The sequence below is a fragment of the Aquitalea magnusonii genome, assembly GCF_002217795.2.
GTDB lineage: Bacteria > Pseudomonadota > Gammaproteobacteria > Burkholderiales > Chromobacteriaceae > Aquitalea > Aquitalea magnusonii_B.
The window spans coordinates 2577379-2594189 of sequence record NZ_AP018823.1 but is presented as its reverse complement, the minus strand read 5'-3'; the positions used below and the strand labels follow the sequence as shown (position 1 = coordinate 2594189).

The following is a 16811-nucleotide window of genomic DNA, read 5'->3' as shown; positions in this document are numbered from 1 at the left end:
GCATTCACCAAACAGATAACAGACAAGAATACTGAGGAAATACCGCCATGATGCGTGCGCTTTATGTTGCCAAGACCGGGATGGATTCCAGCCAGTTCAACCTGGATGTGATTTCCAACAACCTGGCCAACGTCAATACTGTTGGTTTCAAGCGCGGGCGCGCAATTTTCGAAGACCTGTATTATCAGACCCTGCGTCAACCGGGGGCGCAGTTGGCTGATGGCAGCACCACTCCCACCGGCTTGCAGGTTGGTACGGGTGCCACCGCCGTGGCAACCGCCAAAAACTTCACCCAGGGCAATATGACGCAAAGCAGCCAGCCGCTGGACTGGGCCATCACCGGTGATGGTTTCTTCCGCATCCTGCGTCCGGATGGCACCACGGCATACACCCGCGATGGCGAGTTCAAGCGCAACTCCAATGGGGATATTGTCACCTCCGATGGCTATCAACTGAACCCGAATATCAATATCCCGGGTACGGCCACCCAGATCACCGTATCCAATGCTGGTGTCGTGCAGTATTTCCTGCCCAATAATCCGGCCCCGCAAACCGCCGGCACCATCCAGCTCACCACCTTCATCAACCCGCAAGGGCTGGAGAGTGTGGGCAATAACCTCTACCTGCAAAGTGCATCGTCCGGCGACCCGCAGGATGGTGATCCGGGTACCGACAGCCGCGGCATCATCAAACAGGGGTTTCTGGAAGGCTCCAACGTGAATGTGACCGAAGAGCTGGTCAACATGATTACCGCGCAGCGTTCTTTCGAGATGAACTCCAAGGCCATCACCACCGCCGACCAGATGCTGCAGAAACTGACACAGATGTAAGCCGGATGATCTCCGGCAGTGGTCTGGCTGATGGTCTGCTGGTGAGTGCTGCAGTTTTGTGATGTGCAATTAAGGGCTAGAATCGCGTGTCAGACAGGTATGCGATGCAGGAGGAGGGCAAATGAATATGCTGAAATGGATGGTGCTGGGCCTGCTGGCTGTGCTGGCGGGGTGTGCAGCCCAGGAGCCCCCTCTGGTAACCCTGCCGATGACGGCCAGACCGCAACCGCAGGCTGCTACCCTGCCGGCCAATGGCTCTATTTTCCAGGCGGGCAGCTATCGCGCCATGTTTGAGGACAAGATGCCTGCGCTGGTTGGCGACACCCTCACCATCAATATCCAGGAAAAATCTTCCACCTCGCAGTCGGAACAAACCACCGCCACCCGCTCCTCGGCGCTGACTGACAATATCTCCAGCGGCATGCAGCTTCCCTTCGTTCCGGGCAGCCTGACCAAGGGTTTGGGCGCTTCGTTCAATGGCAGTGGTTCGGCCAGCAATACCGGCAAGGGCACCAATCAGGTAGCCACTACCTTTGTCAGTTCCATCACCGTGACGGTGATTGAAGTGCTGTCCAATGGCAATCTCATTGTCAGTGGGGAAAAGGTGGTGCGCATCAATGGCGATACCGAATCCATCCGCCTGTCCGGCGTGGTGAATCCGCGTGATATTGCCGCAGATCGTTCGGTGTCATCGCTCAAGGTGGCGGATGCCCGCATCGAGCAGGAAACCAAGGGTAATAACCGCCTGTATAACGAACCGGGCTGGCTGGCCAAGTTCTTCCTCAGCATCATTCCCATTTGACGGTCGGAACCGGACTGGATGACATCATGAAAAAATTCCTGCTTGCCCTGGCCTGCATGTTGGCAGTGGCGCATGCGCCGGCCGCCGAACGGCTGAAGGACATTACCAATATTGCCGGTGTGCGTTCCAACCAATTGCTGGGTTATGGCCTGGTGGTGGGCCTGGATGGCAGTGGTGACAAAGTGACCTCCTCACCGTTCACCGGCCAGTCTCTGTCCAATATGCTGACTCAGCTTGGTGTGCAGATTCCCCCTGGCACCAAGGTCGATCCCAAGAACGTGGCGGCTGTCAGCCTGACCGCCACGCTGCCGCCGTTTGCCCGCAAAGGCCAGGCGCTGGATGTCACGGTCTCGTCCATTGGCGATGCCAAAAGCCTGCGCGGCGGCACCTTGCTGCTGTCGCCACTGAAAGGGGCGGATGGTCAGATCTACGGCATGGCCCAGGGTAATGTGCTGGTAGGCGGTGCCGGTGCTTCCTCCGGTGGCAGCAAGGCGCAGGTCAATCAGTTAAGCGTGGGGCGCATTGCCGGCGGTGCCACGGTGGAACGTGAAGTGCCTACCGCGCTGGGCAGTGGCGAGTTCATCAACCTGGAACTGCAGGAAGCCAACTTCACCATGGCCAATCGGGTGGTGCAAGCCATCAACAAGGCATTCGGCAATGGTACGGCGCGGGCGGTGGATGGCGGCATGGTGGAAGTGCGTGCGCCTTTCGATTCCAATCAGCGCGTGCAGTTTCTGTCGCGGATGGAAAATCTTGCCGTCGACCCGGCAGAAGTTTCCCCTCTGGTCATCATCAATGCCCGTACCGGTTCCATCGTGATGAACCAGGCCGTGCAGCTGGAACCATGCGCCATCGCCCATGGCAATCTGACCGTCACCATCAACAACACCCCGCAGGTCAGCCAGCCGCCAGCCCTGTCCGGCGGGCAGACCGTGGCCACCAATCAAGCCAATGTCAGCGTCACCAGCGATGGCGGCAAGGTGCTGAAAGTGGCCAAGAGCGCCAATCTCAACCAGGTGGTGTCCGCATTGAATGCCTTGGGTGCCACCCCGCAGGATCTGATTTCCATCCTGCAGGCGATGAAAGCCGCCGGATCACTCAAGGCCGATCTGCAAATCATCTGAGCCTGTCTTGTCTTGTGTTTTCTTGTCATTGAGGCCCCGCTTGCGGGGCCTTTTTGCATTGGCCCGTTTCTTGCTATTAACGGCGCAAGGAGCGAGACATGACGACGCAGTTTTCCACTACTTATTCGGCAGCCGATGCCCTGAACCAGCAACTGGCGGTAGACCCTACCCAGATGTCCAGTCTGCGTTCGCGCATGGCCAAGGATCCGCAGGGGGCAGCCAAGGAGGCGGCGTCGCAGTTTGAAGCCCTGCTGATGGGAACCATGCTGAAAACCATGCGCGAGACCAAGTTTGACGATGAAGGCGACTCCGCCATGGATACCTACCGCGGCATGCTGGACCAGCAGATGGTGCAGTCACTCAGCCGTGCCGGCGGGATGGGCATTGCCAATCTGGTGTACCAGCAGATTGCCAAGCAGGCCGGTTTTGACCCCGGACAGGACGCATCCAACTTGCATGCCGGCAACAGCGGTCCGGTATTGCCTGCCCGCTTCAGTCAGTCCAGCGGCCTGAAGGCCTATCAGGCTGCCCAGAGTGAGGCGGCAACGGCGGGTAGCAGCACGGGTGCTGCTGCCTCCTCGACGGTAAGTAGTGATGGCAAGGGTTTTGTGCAGGGCATGTTGCCGCATGCACGTACTGCTGCCGCCCAATTGGGTGTGGCACCCGAGTTTGTGGTGGCCCATGCCGCGCTGGAAAGCGGCTGGGGCAAGCGTGCCATTCGCAATGCCGATGGCAGTGATTCGCACAATCTGTTTGGCATCAAGGCAACGGCTGACTGGCAGGGTAAGTCCACCAGTATCACCACCACCGAATATGTAAACGGCACCGCGCAGAAGAAGGTGGAAAAATTCCGCTCTTATGATTCGTATGCCGATGCCTTCCGTGACTATGCGCGCATGCTGAAAGACTCGCCGCGCTATCAGGCGGCTCTCAATCAAGGGCGCAATGTCACCGGCTTTGCCCAGGGGCTGCAAAACGGCGGCTATGCCACGGATCCGCGCTATGCCCGCAAACTGGTGGATGTGGCTGCCTCGCTGGGGCAGCAGTCGGTACGGTCTTGATTAAAGTTTCAGCAGTTGCGGTCGATAAGACTGCAGAGAGGTGATGATGGGCTCGAATATTTTTTCCATTGGTGTCAGCGGTCTGAACGCAGCGCAAACTGCGCTGTCTGTCGTCGGCCAGAACATTGCCAATGGCAACACCCCCGGCTACAACCGTCAGGTCATGAGCCAGGCGGCCCGCATGCCGCAGCAGGAAGGCTTTGGTTATCTGGGGCAGGGCGTGGATATCACCGGTGTCAGCCGCATCTACGACAGATATCTGGATTCCCAGGTGTTGGCCGCCCAGTCCGGCAGCAATTACTACTCCAGCCAGCTGTCGCAGCTTAACCAGATCAATAATCTGCTGTCCGATCCCACCGTTGGCCTGAGCAACTCTTTCCAGAGTTTCTACAGCAGCCTGCAGACGCTGTCACAAGACCCTTCGTCGATTCCCAGCCGCCAGACCGTGGTCAATATGTCGCAGGCGCTGGTATCCAACTTCACAGCCATCGGCAACAACCTGTCGCAAATGCAGGCCGGTGCCAATTCGCAGATCACCAGCACGGTAAACAGCATCAATGCCCTGGCGCAGAATATTGCCGATCTGAATAACCAGATTGCCGCCGCTGCCGCCGGCAACACCCAGCAACAGCCCAATGACCTGATGGACCAGCGTGATCAGGCCATGGAGCAACTGAACAAGTTGGTGACGGCCAAGGCCGTGCCGCAGTCTGATGGCACCTACAGCGTGTTCATCGGTAATGGCCAGGCCCTGGTGATGGGCAGCGTGCTTACCAAGCTGGGTACCCAGAAGGACCCGGCCAATCCGCTGAATGTGCAAGTTACCTATCCCAATCCGAATGGCACCACTACCGTGGTACCCAGCACGGCGCTGGCTGGCGGGCAGTTGGCGGGCTATCTGGATTACCGTGACGGCCCCTTGCTGACCACCCAGCAGAAGCTGGGGACTCTGGCGATTGACTTCACCACGGCCATGAATTACCAGAACCAGTTGGGGCGTGATCTGTCGGGCAACCAGGGGGGGCTGATCTTTACCGACATGAGCAGCTACGCCTCGCATCCGCAGGATGCCGTGGCCAATATGCAGCTGTTGCTGGCCGACCCGTCCAAGCTGGCGGCTTCTTCCGCGCTGCAATTGGGTTCGGGCGGCATCACCCCATCGGGCACCGGCGTCACCCTGTCCGGCGTGTGGGCCAGCATGCCCGGCACCTATGGCTGGGCCAGCACCTCGTCACCGCCGTCGGTGTCGACACACCCGGCTACCGGCCTGACCGGCATGACCATCAATGCCACTACCGCCACCAGCATCACGGCGACGCTGACCGGTGGTCCGGACAATGGCCAGACCTTCAATGTGGTGCCGGACCCCACGGTATCCAATGGTTACAAGCTGGTGGACAATGCCTCGCCAGCCAATGACCTGGGGATCAAGTTCCAGCTTTCCGGCCAGATGAAAGCCGGCATGACCATTAATGTCTCCCCGGTGCCTACCGGTACCGCGGTGATCGGCAACGGCAACAATCTGGGCGAGATGATGAGTTTGCAGACACGCAAGATCGTGGACGAGACCAAGGATGGTACCAATACCGGCCTGCAGTCTTTCCAGACCTTCTATTCCACCACGGTAAGTTATGTGGGCAATGCCACCAATACCGTGAAGCTGGCATCTGCATCGCAAACCACCTTGTTGCAGCAGGCCACCACCTCGCGCTCCAATGTCAGCGGGGTGAACATGGATCAGGAAGCTGCCGACCTGATCAAGTACCAACAGGCATATCAGGCGTCTGGCAAGGTGCTTCAGATTGCACAGACACTATTTCAGCAAATCCTGCAAATGGGTGGCTGAGGTGAGGGTTGAATCATGAGAATCAGTACCGCTACTTCTTACTTGACCGGCACTTACGACATGCAGTCGCTGCAATCGCAGCTACAGTCGCTGCAGTCGCAACTGGATACCCAAAAACGGGTGGTTACTCCGGCGGATGACCCGGTGGCCGCTGCACGCATCCTGCAGCTGAACCAGTCCGACGGCATGAACAGCCAGTACATCACCAATACCAAGGCGGTAGAGTCCACCTTGTCGCTGGCCGAGTCGCAGCTGTCCAATGCCTCCAATCTGCTGACCAGTCTGAAAGCCGTTGCCATCCAGGCCGGCAATACCGTTTTGTCATCCGACCAGTTGCTGATGATTCAGAAGCAGGTGCAGGAAGGCATTTCCGAAATGACCGGCTATGCCAATGCTACCGATGGCAAGGGCAACTATCTGTTCAGCGGCAACAAGGTGGATACGCCTCCCTATGTGCTGGATGCCACTTATACCGCAAGCTACAAGGGCGACACCGGCCAGCGTAATGTGCCGATCAGTGCGTCGCGCAGCATGCAGATTTCCGATGCCGGCAGCAATATCTTTGGCAATGCCAGCAGTCCAACTGCCGTATTTGACGCGCTCAAATCCTTGAATGATCTGTTGGCGCAAAACCCCAAGCCATCCACCTACAGCACCGATATGGGCAATATCGTGTCGGCGCTGGATGCCGCGCAGAAGAATCTGGCCACCAATATCGCCTCGATTGGCGCGCGCCGCCAGGAAAACCAGAGCGTGCAGGATATGGGTACCCAACTGGGCCTGCAGTACAAGAGCGGCATCAGTGACTTGCAGGATCTGGACATGCCAAGTGCCATCACCAGCTTCACCCAGACCCAGACATCCTTGAAATACAGCCAGTTGGTTTACAACAAGGTCACTAGTCTTTCACTGTTCAATTACATGTCCTGACGGCGGCAGTATTGCGGGTTAAACGAAACGGCTACCACATGGTAGCCGTTTTCATTTGCCTGGCGGGTTTACAGCGTTGCCGGCTCCACGATGATGCCGGCGCGCAGGCCGGGTTTGACGCCGGGGTTGGGAAACAGGATGCGCTCGGCCCCGCCTGTGGCCACATAGCGCTGCGCACCATCTTCGGCAATCAGGAAACCATCAGGCAGCGCGGTGAAATTTTCCACATCGGCATCCAGGTACAGGCGGAACGCTTGGCTGTGCTTGATCAGGTCGTACTTGGCGCGAAATAGCGGATAGTCACCCGGCTGATAGGCGGCCAGCGCCGGGGTGGTATTGCTCACTAGCTGGCGCAGCGCCTGGTCGATGCCGGCAAAGCGCGACAGATCGTTTTGGCCAAACGGACGTGCCTTGCCCAGCTCCAGGGTAAAGGCATGCGCCTGATGGTAGTGGCTGGTGTAGTAGCTGAAGGTATTGGCCGGCTTGCTGTGCAGCAGCACGGCCTCGATGCCGCAGTGTTTCAGCCAGGCCAGTTGGGCCGGATCATGCGCGCGCTGGTGCAAGAAGGGGTAGATGGCAAACTTTTCATATACCGAGCCACGGATGGCAGTGTGCAGGTCGTAGTGCAGGCGCGGCGCAGTCGCTGGCGCATGCCGGAAGAACCGTGCGGCCTGCTGTTCCAGCCGTGCCGCATGCCCGGCCTCGCGGGTGTCGGGGTGTTGCTGGTGCGCACCACAGAACAGGCGGTTGAGGTCGTAGTCCAGATAACGCTCTCCCTGGCGCATGGCGTCGGGATTGCCAAACAGCACCAGTACGCGGTGCTGCAGCGGCAGATTGCCACTGGCAATGTCGGCGAGCATCTTGTCCACGACTTCAACCGGTGCGGTTTCGTTGCCATGAATGCCGCAGGACAGCAGGATGTGGTGGCCCGCGGGATGGGCCGCCGCCGGCAGCAGTTCAACCGCATTGTCACTATGCCAGCGCGCCAGCACGCCACTGGCCAGGTGCCAGTCCTGTGCTTGCGGTGCCGTGGCGGATAGCACCTGCTGCAGGAAACGGGAGGGTGGGGTGGTCATTGGCAGTCCTGCACAATAGGGATGGCCGATTGTAACCATTTCCGGCTGCTGTGCAGCCGGCATGCCGCGTAGATGAACGGGCATGCCGTTTCTGGGCAAACCTCAGTCTATCCAGCCTGGTTTGCGCATTTCCAGAAAGGCCTTGACGCCTTCCTGGCCTTCTTCGCTGCGGCGCAGGGCTACCATGCGGTCTATGGTGAGCGCAATCACCTCGGGGGCGATATCACGGTGTTCGATATCGCGAATCAGCTGCTTGGCCGCTACCATGGCCTGCGGGCCGTTCAGCAGTAGCTGGCGGCACATGTGCTCAACGGCATCCTCCAGCTCATCGTTTTCCACCGTCTGATGAATCAGGCCCAGCCTGCGTGCCTTGCCGGCATTGATGCGCTCTGCCGTGACAAAGTAGCGCCGCGCAGCGCGCGGGCCGATGGCACGTACGATGTATGGTGCAGCCAGCGCCGGGATGATGCCCAGTTTGACGTCGGAAAAGCAGAACAGGGCCTCGGATACGCTGATGGACACATCGCAGCAGGCAACCAGGGCCGCACCGATGCCAAAGGCAGAACCCTGTACCCGGGCAATGGTGGGCTTGGGCAGGTGGTCCAGCGTTTCTAGCAGGATGGACAGCTTTTGCGCATCGCGGCGTTGCCGGGCTTCGTCAAATTCGGTCAGCTTGCGCAGCCATGCGCTGTCATGGCCGGCGGAAAAACTGATGCCCTCGCCGGTCAGTACCACGACACGGATGCTGTCATCCTCGGCCACGGTCTGCAAGGTGGCGGTCAGCAGTTCCACCATTCTGTCATCCAGCGCATTGTGCAGTTCACCCCGGTTCAGGCAGATGGTAGCGATGCCCTGCGGGCTGACTTTCAGTAATACGGCGTCTTCCATGCGTTTCTCCTTGTTGTTGTTGTGGGTGCCGCCTCAGGGTTGGCAAAAGCGAAAAATGCTGCGGGTAAAGGCTTCTGCTGCCTCGATATGCAATACATGTGCCGCGTGTGGAATCAGCTCCAGCGTGGCACCGCTGATTCTTTCCTGCAACAGTTCTGCCTGATAGCGCGGTGTCAGTCTATCCTCGTTACCCAGCAGGATGTGGCAGGGCAGTTTGATCTGTTGCAGCCAGTTACGCGCGTCGTGCTCTTTCACGCCATTGATCAGGCGGATGACGGCATCCCAGTCCACCATGCCTGCCATCACTTTCATGTCTTCCAGCATGGCGGCATTGGCCGCCAGAAAGCGGCTGGAAAACAGCCATGGCACACTGGCATTGAAGCGCAAATCCAGTCCGCCGGCCTGATTGCACTCGATCCAGCTCTGGCTGATGCGGTTGCTGGCTTCATCCGACCAGGCCAGGGTGGAGGCCAGCAGCAGCTTGTGCAGCCGGTGTGCATGCCGATGGGCAAAGTGTTGTGCCACCATGCCGCCGTAGGACAAGCCCACCAGGAATACTTTTTCCAGTTGCAATGCATCCAGCAGGGCGGCTGCCAGATCGGCCTGCGTGGCCAGTGCATATTTCTCGGTTGCCGGCTTGTCGCTTTGGCCCTGGCCGAGGAAATCCAGCCGCAGTACCTGGTAGTGACTTTCCAGTGCCGGTGTCAGCAGCGACCAGGCCGGTGTCGACATGGTGATGCCATTGAACAGCATCAGGGTGTGCTGACCGTGTCCGCTTATTTCGTAAAACAGCGAATAGCCGTCAAGCGTGATGTGAGGCATGAGAGAGGCTCCCAGGGGCGCTGTGTCCGCCGGATGGCGGCACTGGATGACTTCATTCTAGGCTGCATTGTTGCCACACAGCCAGTATGCTGTGGTTTTGCTGACAGATAGCGTGCTTAGGTAAACAGATTGTCATTAATCCTGTTTAAAGTGCTGGGATGTACAATGGCGGGATGACGTGATCACCGGATATGAACTGTATGTCTGATAGGGAAGTGGCTGCGCTTGAGCAATTGGGCTCGCGCTGTCAGGAACTGGAACTGATCATCAACGAACGGCGTTTGCAGCCGGTGTTCCAGCCTATTGTCGACCTCGAGAATGGCCAGGTCTTTGGCTATGAGGGCTTGATCCGTGGCCCTTCCAACAGCGCCTTGCATGCGCCGGTCAATCTGTTTGACCAGGCGGAGCGCTGCAATCTCACCGTGCAGTTGGATCGTACCTGCCGCCAGGTCACCATGGAGCGTTTTGTCGAACTGGGCCTCTCCGGTTTGCTGTTCCTGAATATCTGTCCGGCCACCTTGCTGGCACCGGAGCACCGGCAAGGCGAGACACTGGCGTTTCTTGGCAAGATCGGCCTGCCGGCTGAGCGCATCATCATCGAAGTGACCGAAACCACCCCCAGTGCCTGCTATTCCACCTTGCGCCGGGCTACCGAGCATTATCGTGAGAATGGCTTTCGCATTGCGCTGGATGATCTGGGAGAGGGCTTTTCCAACCTCAGGCTGTGGTCGGAGTTACGGCCCGATTTCGTCAAGCTGGACAAGCACTTCGTGCAACAACTGCATCTGGATCCGCTCAAAGAGCAGTTTGTCCGCTCGATGGTGGATATCGCCCGCCAGTCCGGCGCATTGCTGGTGGCCGAGGGCATCGAGACGGTGGCCGAATTGCGCACCTTGCAGCGCCTGGGCGTACGCTACGGCCAGGGCTATCTGCTGGCACGGCCCAGCCCGGTGCCGGCACTGGACTTGCAGATTCATGTCAGCGGGGTGTCCTGGTCGGGAGGCAGGATGCGCCTGCCCTGGCAAATGACGGCAACGGCGCGTGATTTGTTGCAGGAAGTGCCTTATCTGGAGCCCAATATCCCCAACGAGGCCGCCTACCGGCTGTTTGCCGGTGATCCGGCCCGCTTTGCCATTCCGGTGGTGGAGCATGGGGTGCCGATTGGCCTGTTGCGGCGACATCATTTGCTGGAGAGCTTTGCCAAGCCCTTCAACCGTGAACTTTACGGCAAAAAGCCCTGCACCATGATGATGGACAAGCAGCCGCTGATTGTCAGTGCCGACCTGAATGTACATGAGCTGTCCACCCTGGTGGTGGCGTCCGAGCAGCGCTACCTGGTGGATGGCTTCATCATCACCGAGGAGGGGCGTTACCTGGGCATGGGCACCGGTTTTGCCCTGATGCGCAAGATGACCGAGCTGCAGATTTCCGCCGCCCGCTATGCCAATCCGCTGACCGGTCTGCCGGGCAATGTGCCGCTGTCCGAGGCCATAGACCGCTTGCTGGAAGCACGGCTGCCCTTTGTGGTGGCGTATGCCGACCTGGACAATTTCAAACCCTTTAATGATCTGTACGGCTATGCCGCTGGTGACGAGATGATCCAGTTGGTAGGGCGGCTGCTGGTGGAGTGTGCCGACCCGGATCGTGATTTTGTCGGCCATGTCGGTGGGGATGATTTCGCCCTGCTGCTGCAGTCCACCGACTGGCAGCAAAAGCTGCAATCCATGCTGCAAGAGTTTGATCGCACCGTGCGTGGCTTTTTTGATCCTGCCCATCTGGCTGCCGGCGGTTTCGAGATGACTGGCCGTAACGGCGAGCAAGTACGTTTTCCACTGACTTCCTTGTCCGTGGGCGTGGTGCGGGTAGGGCCGGGGCAATATCCCAGTCACTACGAAGTGGGCTCGGCAACGGCCGAAGCCAAGAAGCAGGCAAAAAAACAGCTTGGCTCGGCCCTGTTTGTCGAGCGTCGCCAGCAGCTTGCCCTGCCGGATCCATCGCAGAGCGTGGCTGTTCGATGAATTAAACAAGCAGACCTGCTTTGCCTGTTTTGTATCAAATATTTCCACTCTGCGCTGCCTGTTTTCCAGAAAACCAGCGCTGTGAGGCTGGGAAGCCACATTGCCATGTCACTTTTGATCAAGTTTTGACTTGAGGCTTGTCAAATTTATTAAACGTAAGCTAGGCTTCTCTCCAGAAAAGAGCAGCACAAAGACTGCTCTGGGCAGCAACGGGAAGTTTGATCACGCGGACGGAAACGCCCATTCTGTGATCAAGGCCCAAGACTGATCGTAGTTTGGGAGAGTAGGGGAGGAGCCAGCATGAAATATGCCACCGCGCGCATTGCCATCCATGACGGCAACACAGGTCACGCCTGTTTCAGCACACCTCCTCGTAGTGTTATCGTTTCCGGTTTGATCGTTTTTTTCCCGCTTTTTTCTGTGCCGGACACTGCCCATTCGCGGTAGGGACTGGTATTGTTTTGAAAGCGGATCAGGTGCGAGTGGAAGGGACAGCCAGTCTGTCCATCCTGGAAGCTGACCCGATAATCAGGTCGCAGACACGCGAAATCAGCCGCCAAGGCTGGAATAGTAGGAGGGAGCAAAATCATGACGGATGCTGTAGCGGCCAATAAGCCGGTTCAATCAGTTGCTGGTGCACAGGCTGCCAAGCAGGTTCAGAGCGTGCAAGCCAATGACAAGCCCTATCTGAGAATCAGTGGGGTGCTGAAGAAATTTGGTGACAACGTTGCCGTTGATCATGTTGATCTGGACATCAGACAGCACGAAATCTTTGCCCTGCTGGGTAGTTCCGGCTGCGGCAAATCCACACTGCTGCGCATGCTGGCAGGCATGGATTCCCCAACCTCGGGCAAGATCATTCTGGATGGCGAGGACGTCATCGGCCTGGAGCCGTACGAGCGTCCGGTCAATATGATGTTCCAGAGCTATGCGCTGTTCCCCCACATGACGGTGGCCGAGAACATTGCTTTCGGTCTGAAGCAGGACAAGCTGCCCAAGGCGGAAATCAGCGCCCGTGTGGACGAAATGCTCGACCTGGTGCAGATGCGCAAGTATGCCAACCGCAAGCCGCACCAGCTCTCCGGTGGCCAGCAACAGCGCGTGGCGCTGGCGCGCAGCCTGGCCAAGCGTCCCAAGCTGCTGCTGCTGGACGAACCGCTGGGCGCGCTGGACAAGAAGCTGCGTCAGCAAACCCAGTTGGAACTGGCCAGCACCATCGAAAAGGTGGGCGTGACCTGCATCATGGTGACGCACGATCAGGAAGAAGCCATGACCATGGCGGACCGCATCGGCATCATGTCCGAAGGCAAGCTGCTGCAAGTGGGCACCCCGACCGAGATCTACGACTACCCCAACTGTCGTTTCACCGCCGAATTCATCGGTGAAACCAATATGTTTGAGGGTGCGGTGACGGTGGATGAATCCGACCGGGTGGAAATCACCTCGCAGGAGCTGGGCGGTGTGGTCCGCATCGACCACGGCATTACCGGTCCCAAGGGCATGCATGTGTGGGCCAGTGTCCGTCCGGAAGATGTCCGTCTGGACCGCAAGACCGTTGCTGCCGGCCCGAACATGGCCGCCGGCGTGGTGGAAAACATTGCCTACATGGGCAGCTATTCCGTGTTCCACATCAAGCTGGCCAGCGGCAAGGTGGTGAAATCGGTGGTGCCGTCCTCGCGCTGGTACGATGCCGACGAAACCGCCCCCACCTGGGGTGACCCGGTATTTGTCAGCTGGCGTGCCGATGCTCCGGTGGTGTTGACCCAGTAAGGGCTGCCCGGTTGGTCAAAGCGGATACGTCGTCAGAGTGTCCGCTTTTTTTGCGCCTGTATCCGGCGTTGCTGCTGTTTGCTGTCATCGATCAAGAGGTGTTCATGCTGCGCTTTGCCCATCAAGCTCCTGTCAATTCCTATTACCAGGCCACGGCCATGCACTGGGCGCACTGTCCTCCGCTGCAGGAGGCCGTATCGGCTGAGGTCTGTGTAGTGGGCGGCGGGCTGGCCGGCCTGTCTGCCGCGCTCAATCTGGCGGAACGCGGCTTCTCGGTTGTGCTGCTAGAGGGGGCCGCCGTGGGTTTTGGTGCCTCTGGCCGTAACGGTGGTCAGGTGATAGCCGGCTATGCCTGCGGTATCGACACCCTGCGCACGCAACTTGGCAGCGAACTGTCGCGGGTGATGTGGGATATGTCGGTGGAGGCGGTGGACATCATCGATGAACGGGTGCGCCGCCATGGCATTGATTGCGACTGGACGCGCGGCTTCTGTAATGTCGCGGTCAAGCCGCGCCACCTGCAGGAGCTGGAAGTCTGGCAGCAAGAAGCCGAACTGGTGTACGGCTATGAAGGCATGGAGCTGTGGGATGCCGCCCGCTTGCGTCAGCAGTTGGGCAGTTCGCGCTACCGGGGTGGTTTGTTTGACCCGCGTTCCGGCCATCTGCATCCGCTCAACTACACGCTGGGCCTGGCGCGTGCGGCACTGGCCGCGGGAGTGAGGATTTATGAACAGACGCCGGTATTGCGGCTGGAGCAGGGGGCGCAGCCTGTGGTGCATGCCGAGCAGGGGCTGGTGCGCTGCCAGCATGTAGTGCTGGCCTGCAATGCCTATATCGGCCAACTGCAGCCGCAGTTGGAGCGCAAGATCATGCCGGCTGGCACCTATGTGATTGCCACCGAACCGCTGGGTGCTGAGCGCGCCGCCAGTCTGATTGCCAACAATATGGCGGTGTGCGACACCAATTTCGTGCTGGATTATTACCGGCTGTCGGCGGACCACCGTCTGCTGTTTGGCGGCAAGGTCAGCTATTCCGGACGCGAGCCGCATGATCTGGCCGGGGCAATGCGCAGCGATATGCTGCGGGTGTTTCCGCAGTTGGCGGATGTGAAGGTGGACTATGCCTGGGGCGGTTTTTGCGACATCACCGTCAACCGCGCGCCGGACCTGGGCCGCCTGGCCGGCAATATCTACTACATGCAGGGTTTTTCCGGCCACGGGGTCAATGTTACTGGCATTGCCGGCAAGGTGATGGCCGAGGCCATTGCCGGCACCGCAGGCCGGCTGGACCTGTTTGCCCGCCTGCAGCATCGTGACTTTCCCGGTGGAAAGTGGCTGCGTACCCCTGCCTTGGTGCTGGGCATGGCCTATTACCGCATGCTGGATGCATTGTAAGCGCTAGCTTGCCTGCCGCAGGACAGCGGAGAACGGTTTGCTGGGCGCTGATTTTTAGCCGCGCCGGCGCAATGGAAGATATGCCGTCAAATGCATGATCGGACGGCATATTTGCCGTTTTTTCGTCGCGGAACAGGACATCCGGGTAAAGGGGATGCGCCGGAAAATTGCCATCCAGGCCACGTCATCAAATTTTTACTTGTCAAGCTGCGTGATGTTGTTAAAATCCGCGCTCGTTTTGCAATGCAAAACACCGACAATCAATTGTTTCGCTCCGACATCCCAGGCCCACATAAAAGCTTTGTAGCCCGAAAGCCGCGCACTAAGGAGCGGGGTTATCCATCGAATCATTGAGGGAAAATCTCATGGCTTGGACTGTGGCTGATAGCCGGAGCCTGTACGGCATCCGGCATTGGGGGGCGGGCTATTTTGACGTGGGCGACAACGGATGCATCCAGGTGCAGCCGAATGTGCGTCATGCCACACGGATTGATCTGCACGAATTAAGCCGTCAACTGGGGGCCAAAGGGCTGGATCTGCCGCTGTTGGTGCGCTTTCCGGACATCCTGCAAGACCGCGTGACGCGCCTGTGCCGCGCTTTTGACAATGCCATTGCCACGCAAAACTACGGCAATCGCTATACCGCCATTTATCCCATCAAGGTGAACCAGCAAGAAGCGGTGGTGAAAAGCATCATCGCCACCCGCGACGTGTCCATCGGGCTGGAAGCCGGCTCCAAGCCGGAACTGATGGCCGTGCTGGCGCTGGCTCCCAAGGGCGGCACCATCATCTGCAATGGCTACAAGGACCGCGAGTTCGTGCGTCTGGCGCTGATCGGCCAGAAGCTGGGTCATCAGGTGTTCATCGTCATCGAAAAAGAATCCGAAGTTGACCTGGCGATTGAAGAAAGCCAGAAGCTGGGCGTGCGCCCGATGCTGGGCATGCGCGTGCGCCTGTCCTCGCTGGCCAGCAGCAAATGGGCGGATACCGGTGGCGACAAGGGCAAGTTCGGCCTGTCCGCGGCCCAGCTGATTTCCGCTGCTGACAAGCTGGCCGCTGCCGGCATGTCCGACTGCGTGCGCTTGATGCACTTCCACATGGGTTCGCAGATTGCCAATATCGGCGACTACCGTGCCGGCTTCCGCGAAGCGGTGCGTTACTTTGCCGAATTGCGTGCGCTGGGCCTGCCGATTGACCACGTCGACGTGGGCGGTGGTCTGGGCGTGGATTACGACGGCACCCACTCGCGCAATGCCAGCTCCATCAACTACGACATGGACGAATACGCCCAGGTCATCGTGTCCATGCTGGCCGAGTTCTGCGACGAAAACGGCATTCCGCATCCGCGCATCCTGTCCGAATCCGGCCGTGCCATGACTGCCCACCATGCGGTGCTGATCATGAACGTGACTGATGTGGAACGCCTGCCGGAAAGCGTGCCGGAAGTGGATGACCTGTCGGTACTGGCCAAGCCGGTGCGCAAGCTGTTCGAGCTGATGGAGCTGACCGACGAAGAAATGGTGACGGAAATCTATTACCGTGCCAGCCATTACGCGTCCGATGTGTCCGACCTTTACTCCGCCGGCCGTATTTCGCTGAAGGAAAAGGCGATGGCCGAAGACGTACACGCCACCCTGTGCCGTCGTCTGCACCGCCAGCTGCAAGCCAGCCAGCGTTCGCAGCGCCAGGTGTATGACGAGCTGACCGACAAGCTGGCGGACAAGTATTTCTGCAACTTCTCGGTGTTCCAGAGCCTGCCGGATACCTGGGCCATCGACCAGATCCTGCCCATCATGCCGGTACACCGGCTGGACGAGCAGCCCACCCGCCGCGCCGTGCTGCAGGATTTGACCTGCGATTCGGACGGCAAGGTGAAGCAGTATGTCGACCAGCAAAGCATTGAATCCAGCATGTCGGTGCATGAGGTGGCCGCGGGCAAGGAATACCTGATTGCCGTATTCATGGTGGGTGCCTACCAGGAAATCCTGGGTGACATGCACAATCTGTTTGGCGATACCGACTCGGTCAACGTCTATGTGCGCGACAATGGCCAACTGGAATTTGCCGGTGTCGAGGAGCATGACACCATCGAAGACATGCTGCGCTATGTACACCTGTCGCCGGAGGAAATCCTCAACCGCTACGAGGAAAAAGCCCGTGCGGCTGACCTGTCCAGCGACGAGCGCAATGTGTTCTTTGCCGAGTTCTGCCGTGGTCTGAAGCAGTCGTCCTATCTGTCGGTTTAAGCCG

At 58.9% G+C, this 16811-nt stretch carries 15 protein-coding genes; 12 read left to right on the top strand and 3 right to left on the bottom strand.

Annotation, left to right across the window (positions count from 1 at the left end; genetic code table 11):
- Positions 1–47: 47 nt before the first annotated feature.
- The 6 genes from flgG (at position 48) to flgL (ending at position 6593) form a co-directional block, all read left to right on the top strand.
- Positions 48–830, top strand: a complete 783-nt coding sequence (gene flgG, locus DLM_RS12305) for a flagellar basal-body rod protein FlgG (RefSeq protein WP_089086100.1) — start codon at positions 48–50, stop codon at positions 828–830.
- A gap of 121 nt (positions 831–951) precedes the next feature.
- Positions 952–1632, top strand: a complete 681-nt coding sequence (locus DLM_RS12300; RefSeq protein ID WP_197715396.1) for a flagellar basal body L-ring protein FlgH — start codon at positions 952–954, stop codon at positions 1630–1632.
- 26 nt (positions 1633–1658) lie between these two features.
- A complete protein-coding gene (locus DLM_RS12295; protein ID WP_089086101.1) occupies positions 1659–2756 on the top strand; it encodes a flagellar basal body P-ring protein FlgI in 1098 nt (365 codons plus the stop codon).
- A 98-nt stretch (positions 2757–2854) separates the two neighbouring features.
- Complete coding sequence (gene flgJ, locus DLM_RS12290) at positions 2855–3817, top strand: flagellar assembly peptidoglycan hydrolase FlgJ (RefSeq protein WP_089086102.1); 963 nt, start codon at positions 2855–2857, stop codon at positions 3815–3817.
- 43 nt (positions 3818–3860) lie between these two features.
- A complete protein-coding gene (gene flgK / locus DLM_RS12285) occupies positions 3861–5663 on the top strand; it encodes a flagellar hook-associated protein FlgK (protein WP_231959847.1) in 1803 nt (600 codons plus the stop codon).
- Between the two features lie 15 nt (positions 5664–5678).
- Positions 5679–6593, top strand: coding sequence for a flagellar hook-associated protein FlgL (gene flgL, locus DLM_RS12280; RefSeq protein WP_089086103.1), 915 nt, complete (start codon positions 5679–5681; stop codon positions 6591–6593).
- Between the two features lie 68 nt (positions 6594–6661).
- Here the strand turns inward: flgL and astE are convergent, their stop codons facing one another.
- From astE to DLM_RS12265, 3 genes are all read right to left on the bottom strand, one after another.
- Positions 6662–7669 (bottom strand): succinylglutamate desuccinylase, encoded by a 1008-nt coding sequence (gene astE, locus DLM_RS12275; RefSeq protein WP_089086104.1) that lies wholly within the window; start codon positions 7667–7669, stop codon positions 6662–6664.
- Positions 7670–7771: 102 nt separating this feature from the next.
- Positions 7772–8557 (bottom strand): enoyl-CoA hydratase-related protein, encoded by a 786-nt coding sequence (locus DLM_RS12270; RefSeq protein ID WP_089086105.1) that lies wholly within the window; start codon positions 8555–8557, stop codon positions 7772–7774.
- Positions 8558–8590: 33 nt separating this feature from the next.
- Positions 8591–9379 (bottom strand): alpha/beta fold hydrolase, encoded by a 789-nt coding sequence (locus DLM_RS12265; RefSeq protein WP_089086106.1) that lies wholly within the window; start codon positions 9377–9379, stop codon positions 8591–8593.
- 200 nt (positions 9380–9579) lie between these two features.
- Between DLM_RS12265 and DLM_RS12260 the strand changes: the two genes are divergently transcribed.
- The 6 genes from DLM_RS12260 to speA all read left to right on the top strand — a co-directional run bounded on the left by DLM_RS12260 (position 9580) and on the right by speA (position 16807).
- Positions 9580–11397: a GGDEF domain-containing protein gene (locus tag DLM_RS12260; protein ID WP_089086107.1), complete on the top strand. Its 1818-nt coding sequence runs from the start codon at positions 9580–9582 to the stop codon at positions 11395–11397.
- A 300-nt stretch (positions 11398–11697) separates the two neighbouring features.
- Positions 11698–11844, top strand: a complete 147-nt coding sequence (locus tag DLM_RS23370) for a hypothetical protein (RefSeq protein WP_167467101.1) — start codon at positions 11698–11700, stop codon at positions 11842–11844.
- Positions 11845–11985: 141 nt separating this feature from the next.
- Complete coding sequence (locus tag DLM_RS12255) at positions 11986–13167, top strand: ABC transporter ATP-binding protein (protein ID WP_089086108.1); 1182 nt, start codon at positions 11986–11988, stop codon at positions 13165–13167.
- Between the two features lie 104 nt (positions 13168–13271).
- A complete protein-coding gene (locus DLM_RS12250; RefSeq protein WP_089086353.1) occupies positions 13272–14561 on the top strand; it encodes an NAD(P)/FAD-dependent oxidoreductase in 1290 nt (429 codons plus the stop codon).
- Between the two features lie 90 nt (positions 14562–14651).
- The gene (locus DLM_RS23075) at positions 14652–14915 is read left to right on the top strand and encodes a hypothetical protein (RefSeq protein ID WP_145985844.1); all 264 of its coding nucleotides are present in this window, start codon (positions 14652–14654) and stop codon (positions 14913–14915) included.
- Between the two features lie 11 nt (positions 14916–14926).
- Positions 14927–16807, top strand: coding sequence for an arginine decarboxylase (gene speA, locus DLM_RS12245; protein WP_089086109.1), 1881 nt, complete (start codon positions 14927–14929; stop codon positions 16805–16807).
- Positions 16808–16811 lie beyond the last annotated feature (4 nt).

Coding starts and splice junctions, on each gene's coding strand:
- flgG (WP_089086100.1), top strand. CDS start 48: ATGATGCGTGCGCTTTATGTTGCCAAGACCGGGATGGATTCCAGCCAG.
- DLM_RS12270 (WP_089086105.1), bottom strand. CDS start 8,557: ATGGAAGACGCCGTATTACTGAAAGTCAGCCCGCAGGGCATCGCTACC.
- DLM_RS12250 (WP_089086353.1), top strand. CDS start 13,272: ATGCTGCGCTTTGCCCATCAAGCTCCTGTCAATTCCTATTACCAGGCC.
- DLM_RS12265 (WP_089086106.1), bottom strand. CDS start 9,379: ATGCCTCACATCACGCTTGACGGCTATTCGCTGTTTTACGAAATAAGC.
- flgK (WP_231959847.1), top strand. CDS start 3,861: ATGATGGGCTCGAATATTTTTTCCATTGGTGTCAGCGGTCTGAACGCA.
- speA (WP_089086109.1), top strand. CDS start 14,927: ATGGCTTGGACTGTGGCTGATAGCCGGAGCCTGTACGGCATCCGGCAT.
- DLM_RS12255 (WP_089086108.1), top strand. CDS start 11,986: ATGACGGATGCTGTAGCGGCCAATAAGCCGGTTCAATCAGTTGCTGGT.
- DLM_RS12260 (WP_089086107.1), top strand. CDS start 9,580: ATGTCTGATAGGGAAGTGGCTGCGCTTGAGCAATTGGGCTCGCGCTGT.
- astE (WP_089086104.1), bottom strand. CDS start 7,669: ATGACCACCCCACCCTCCCGTTTCCTGCAGCAGGTGCTATCCGCCACG.
- DLM_RS23370 (WP_167467101.1), top strand. CDS start 11,698: ATGAAATATGCCACCGCGCGCATTGCCATCCATGACGGCAACACAGGT.
- DLM_RS12295 (WP_089086101.1), top strand. CDS start 1,659: ATGAAAAAATTCCTGCTTGCCCTGGCCTGCATGTTGGCAGTGGCGCAT.
- flgJ (WP_089086102.1), top strand. CDS start 2,855: ATGACGACGCAGTTTTCCACTACTTATTCGGCAGCCGATGCCCTGAAC.
- DLM_RS12300 (WP_197715396.1), top strand. CDS start 952: ATGAATATGCTGAAATGGATGGTGCTGGGCCTGCTGGCTGTGCTGGCG.
- flgL (WP_089086103.1), top strand. CDS start 5,679: ATGAGAATCAGTACCGCTACTTCTTACTTGACCGGCACTTACGACATG.
- DLM_RS23075 (WP_145985844.1), top strand. CDS start 14,652: ATGCATGATCGGACGGCATATTTGCCGTTTTTTCGTCGCGGAACAGGA.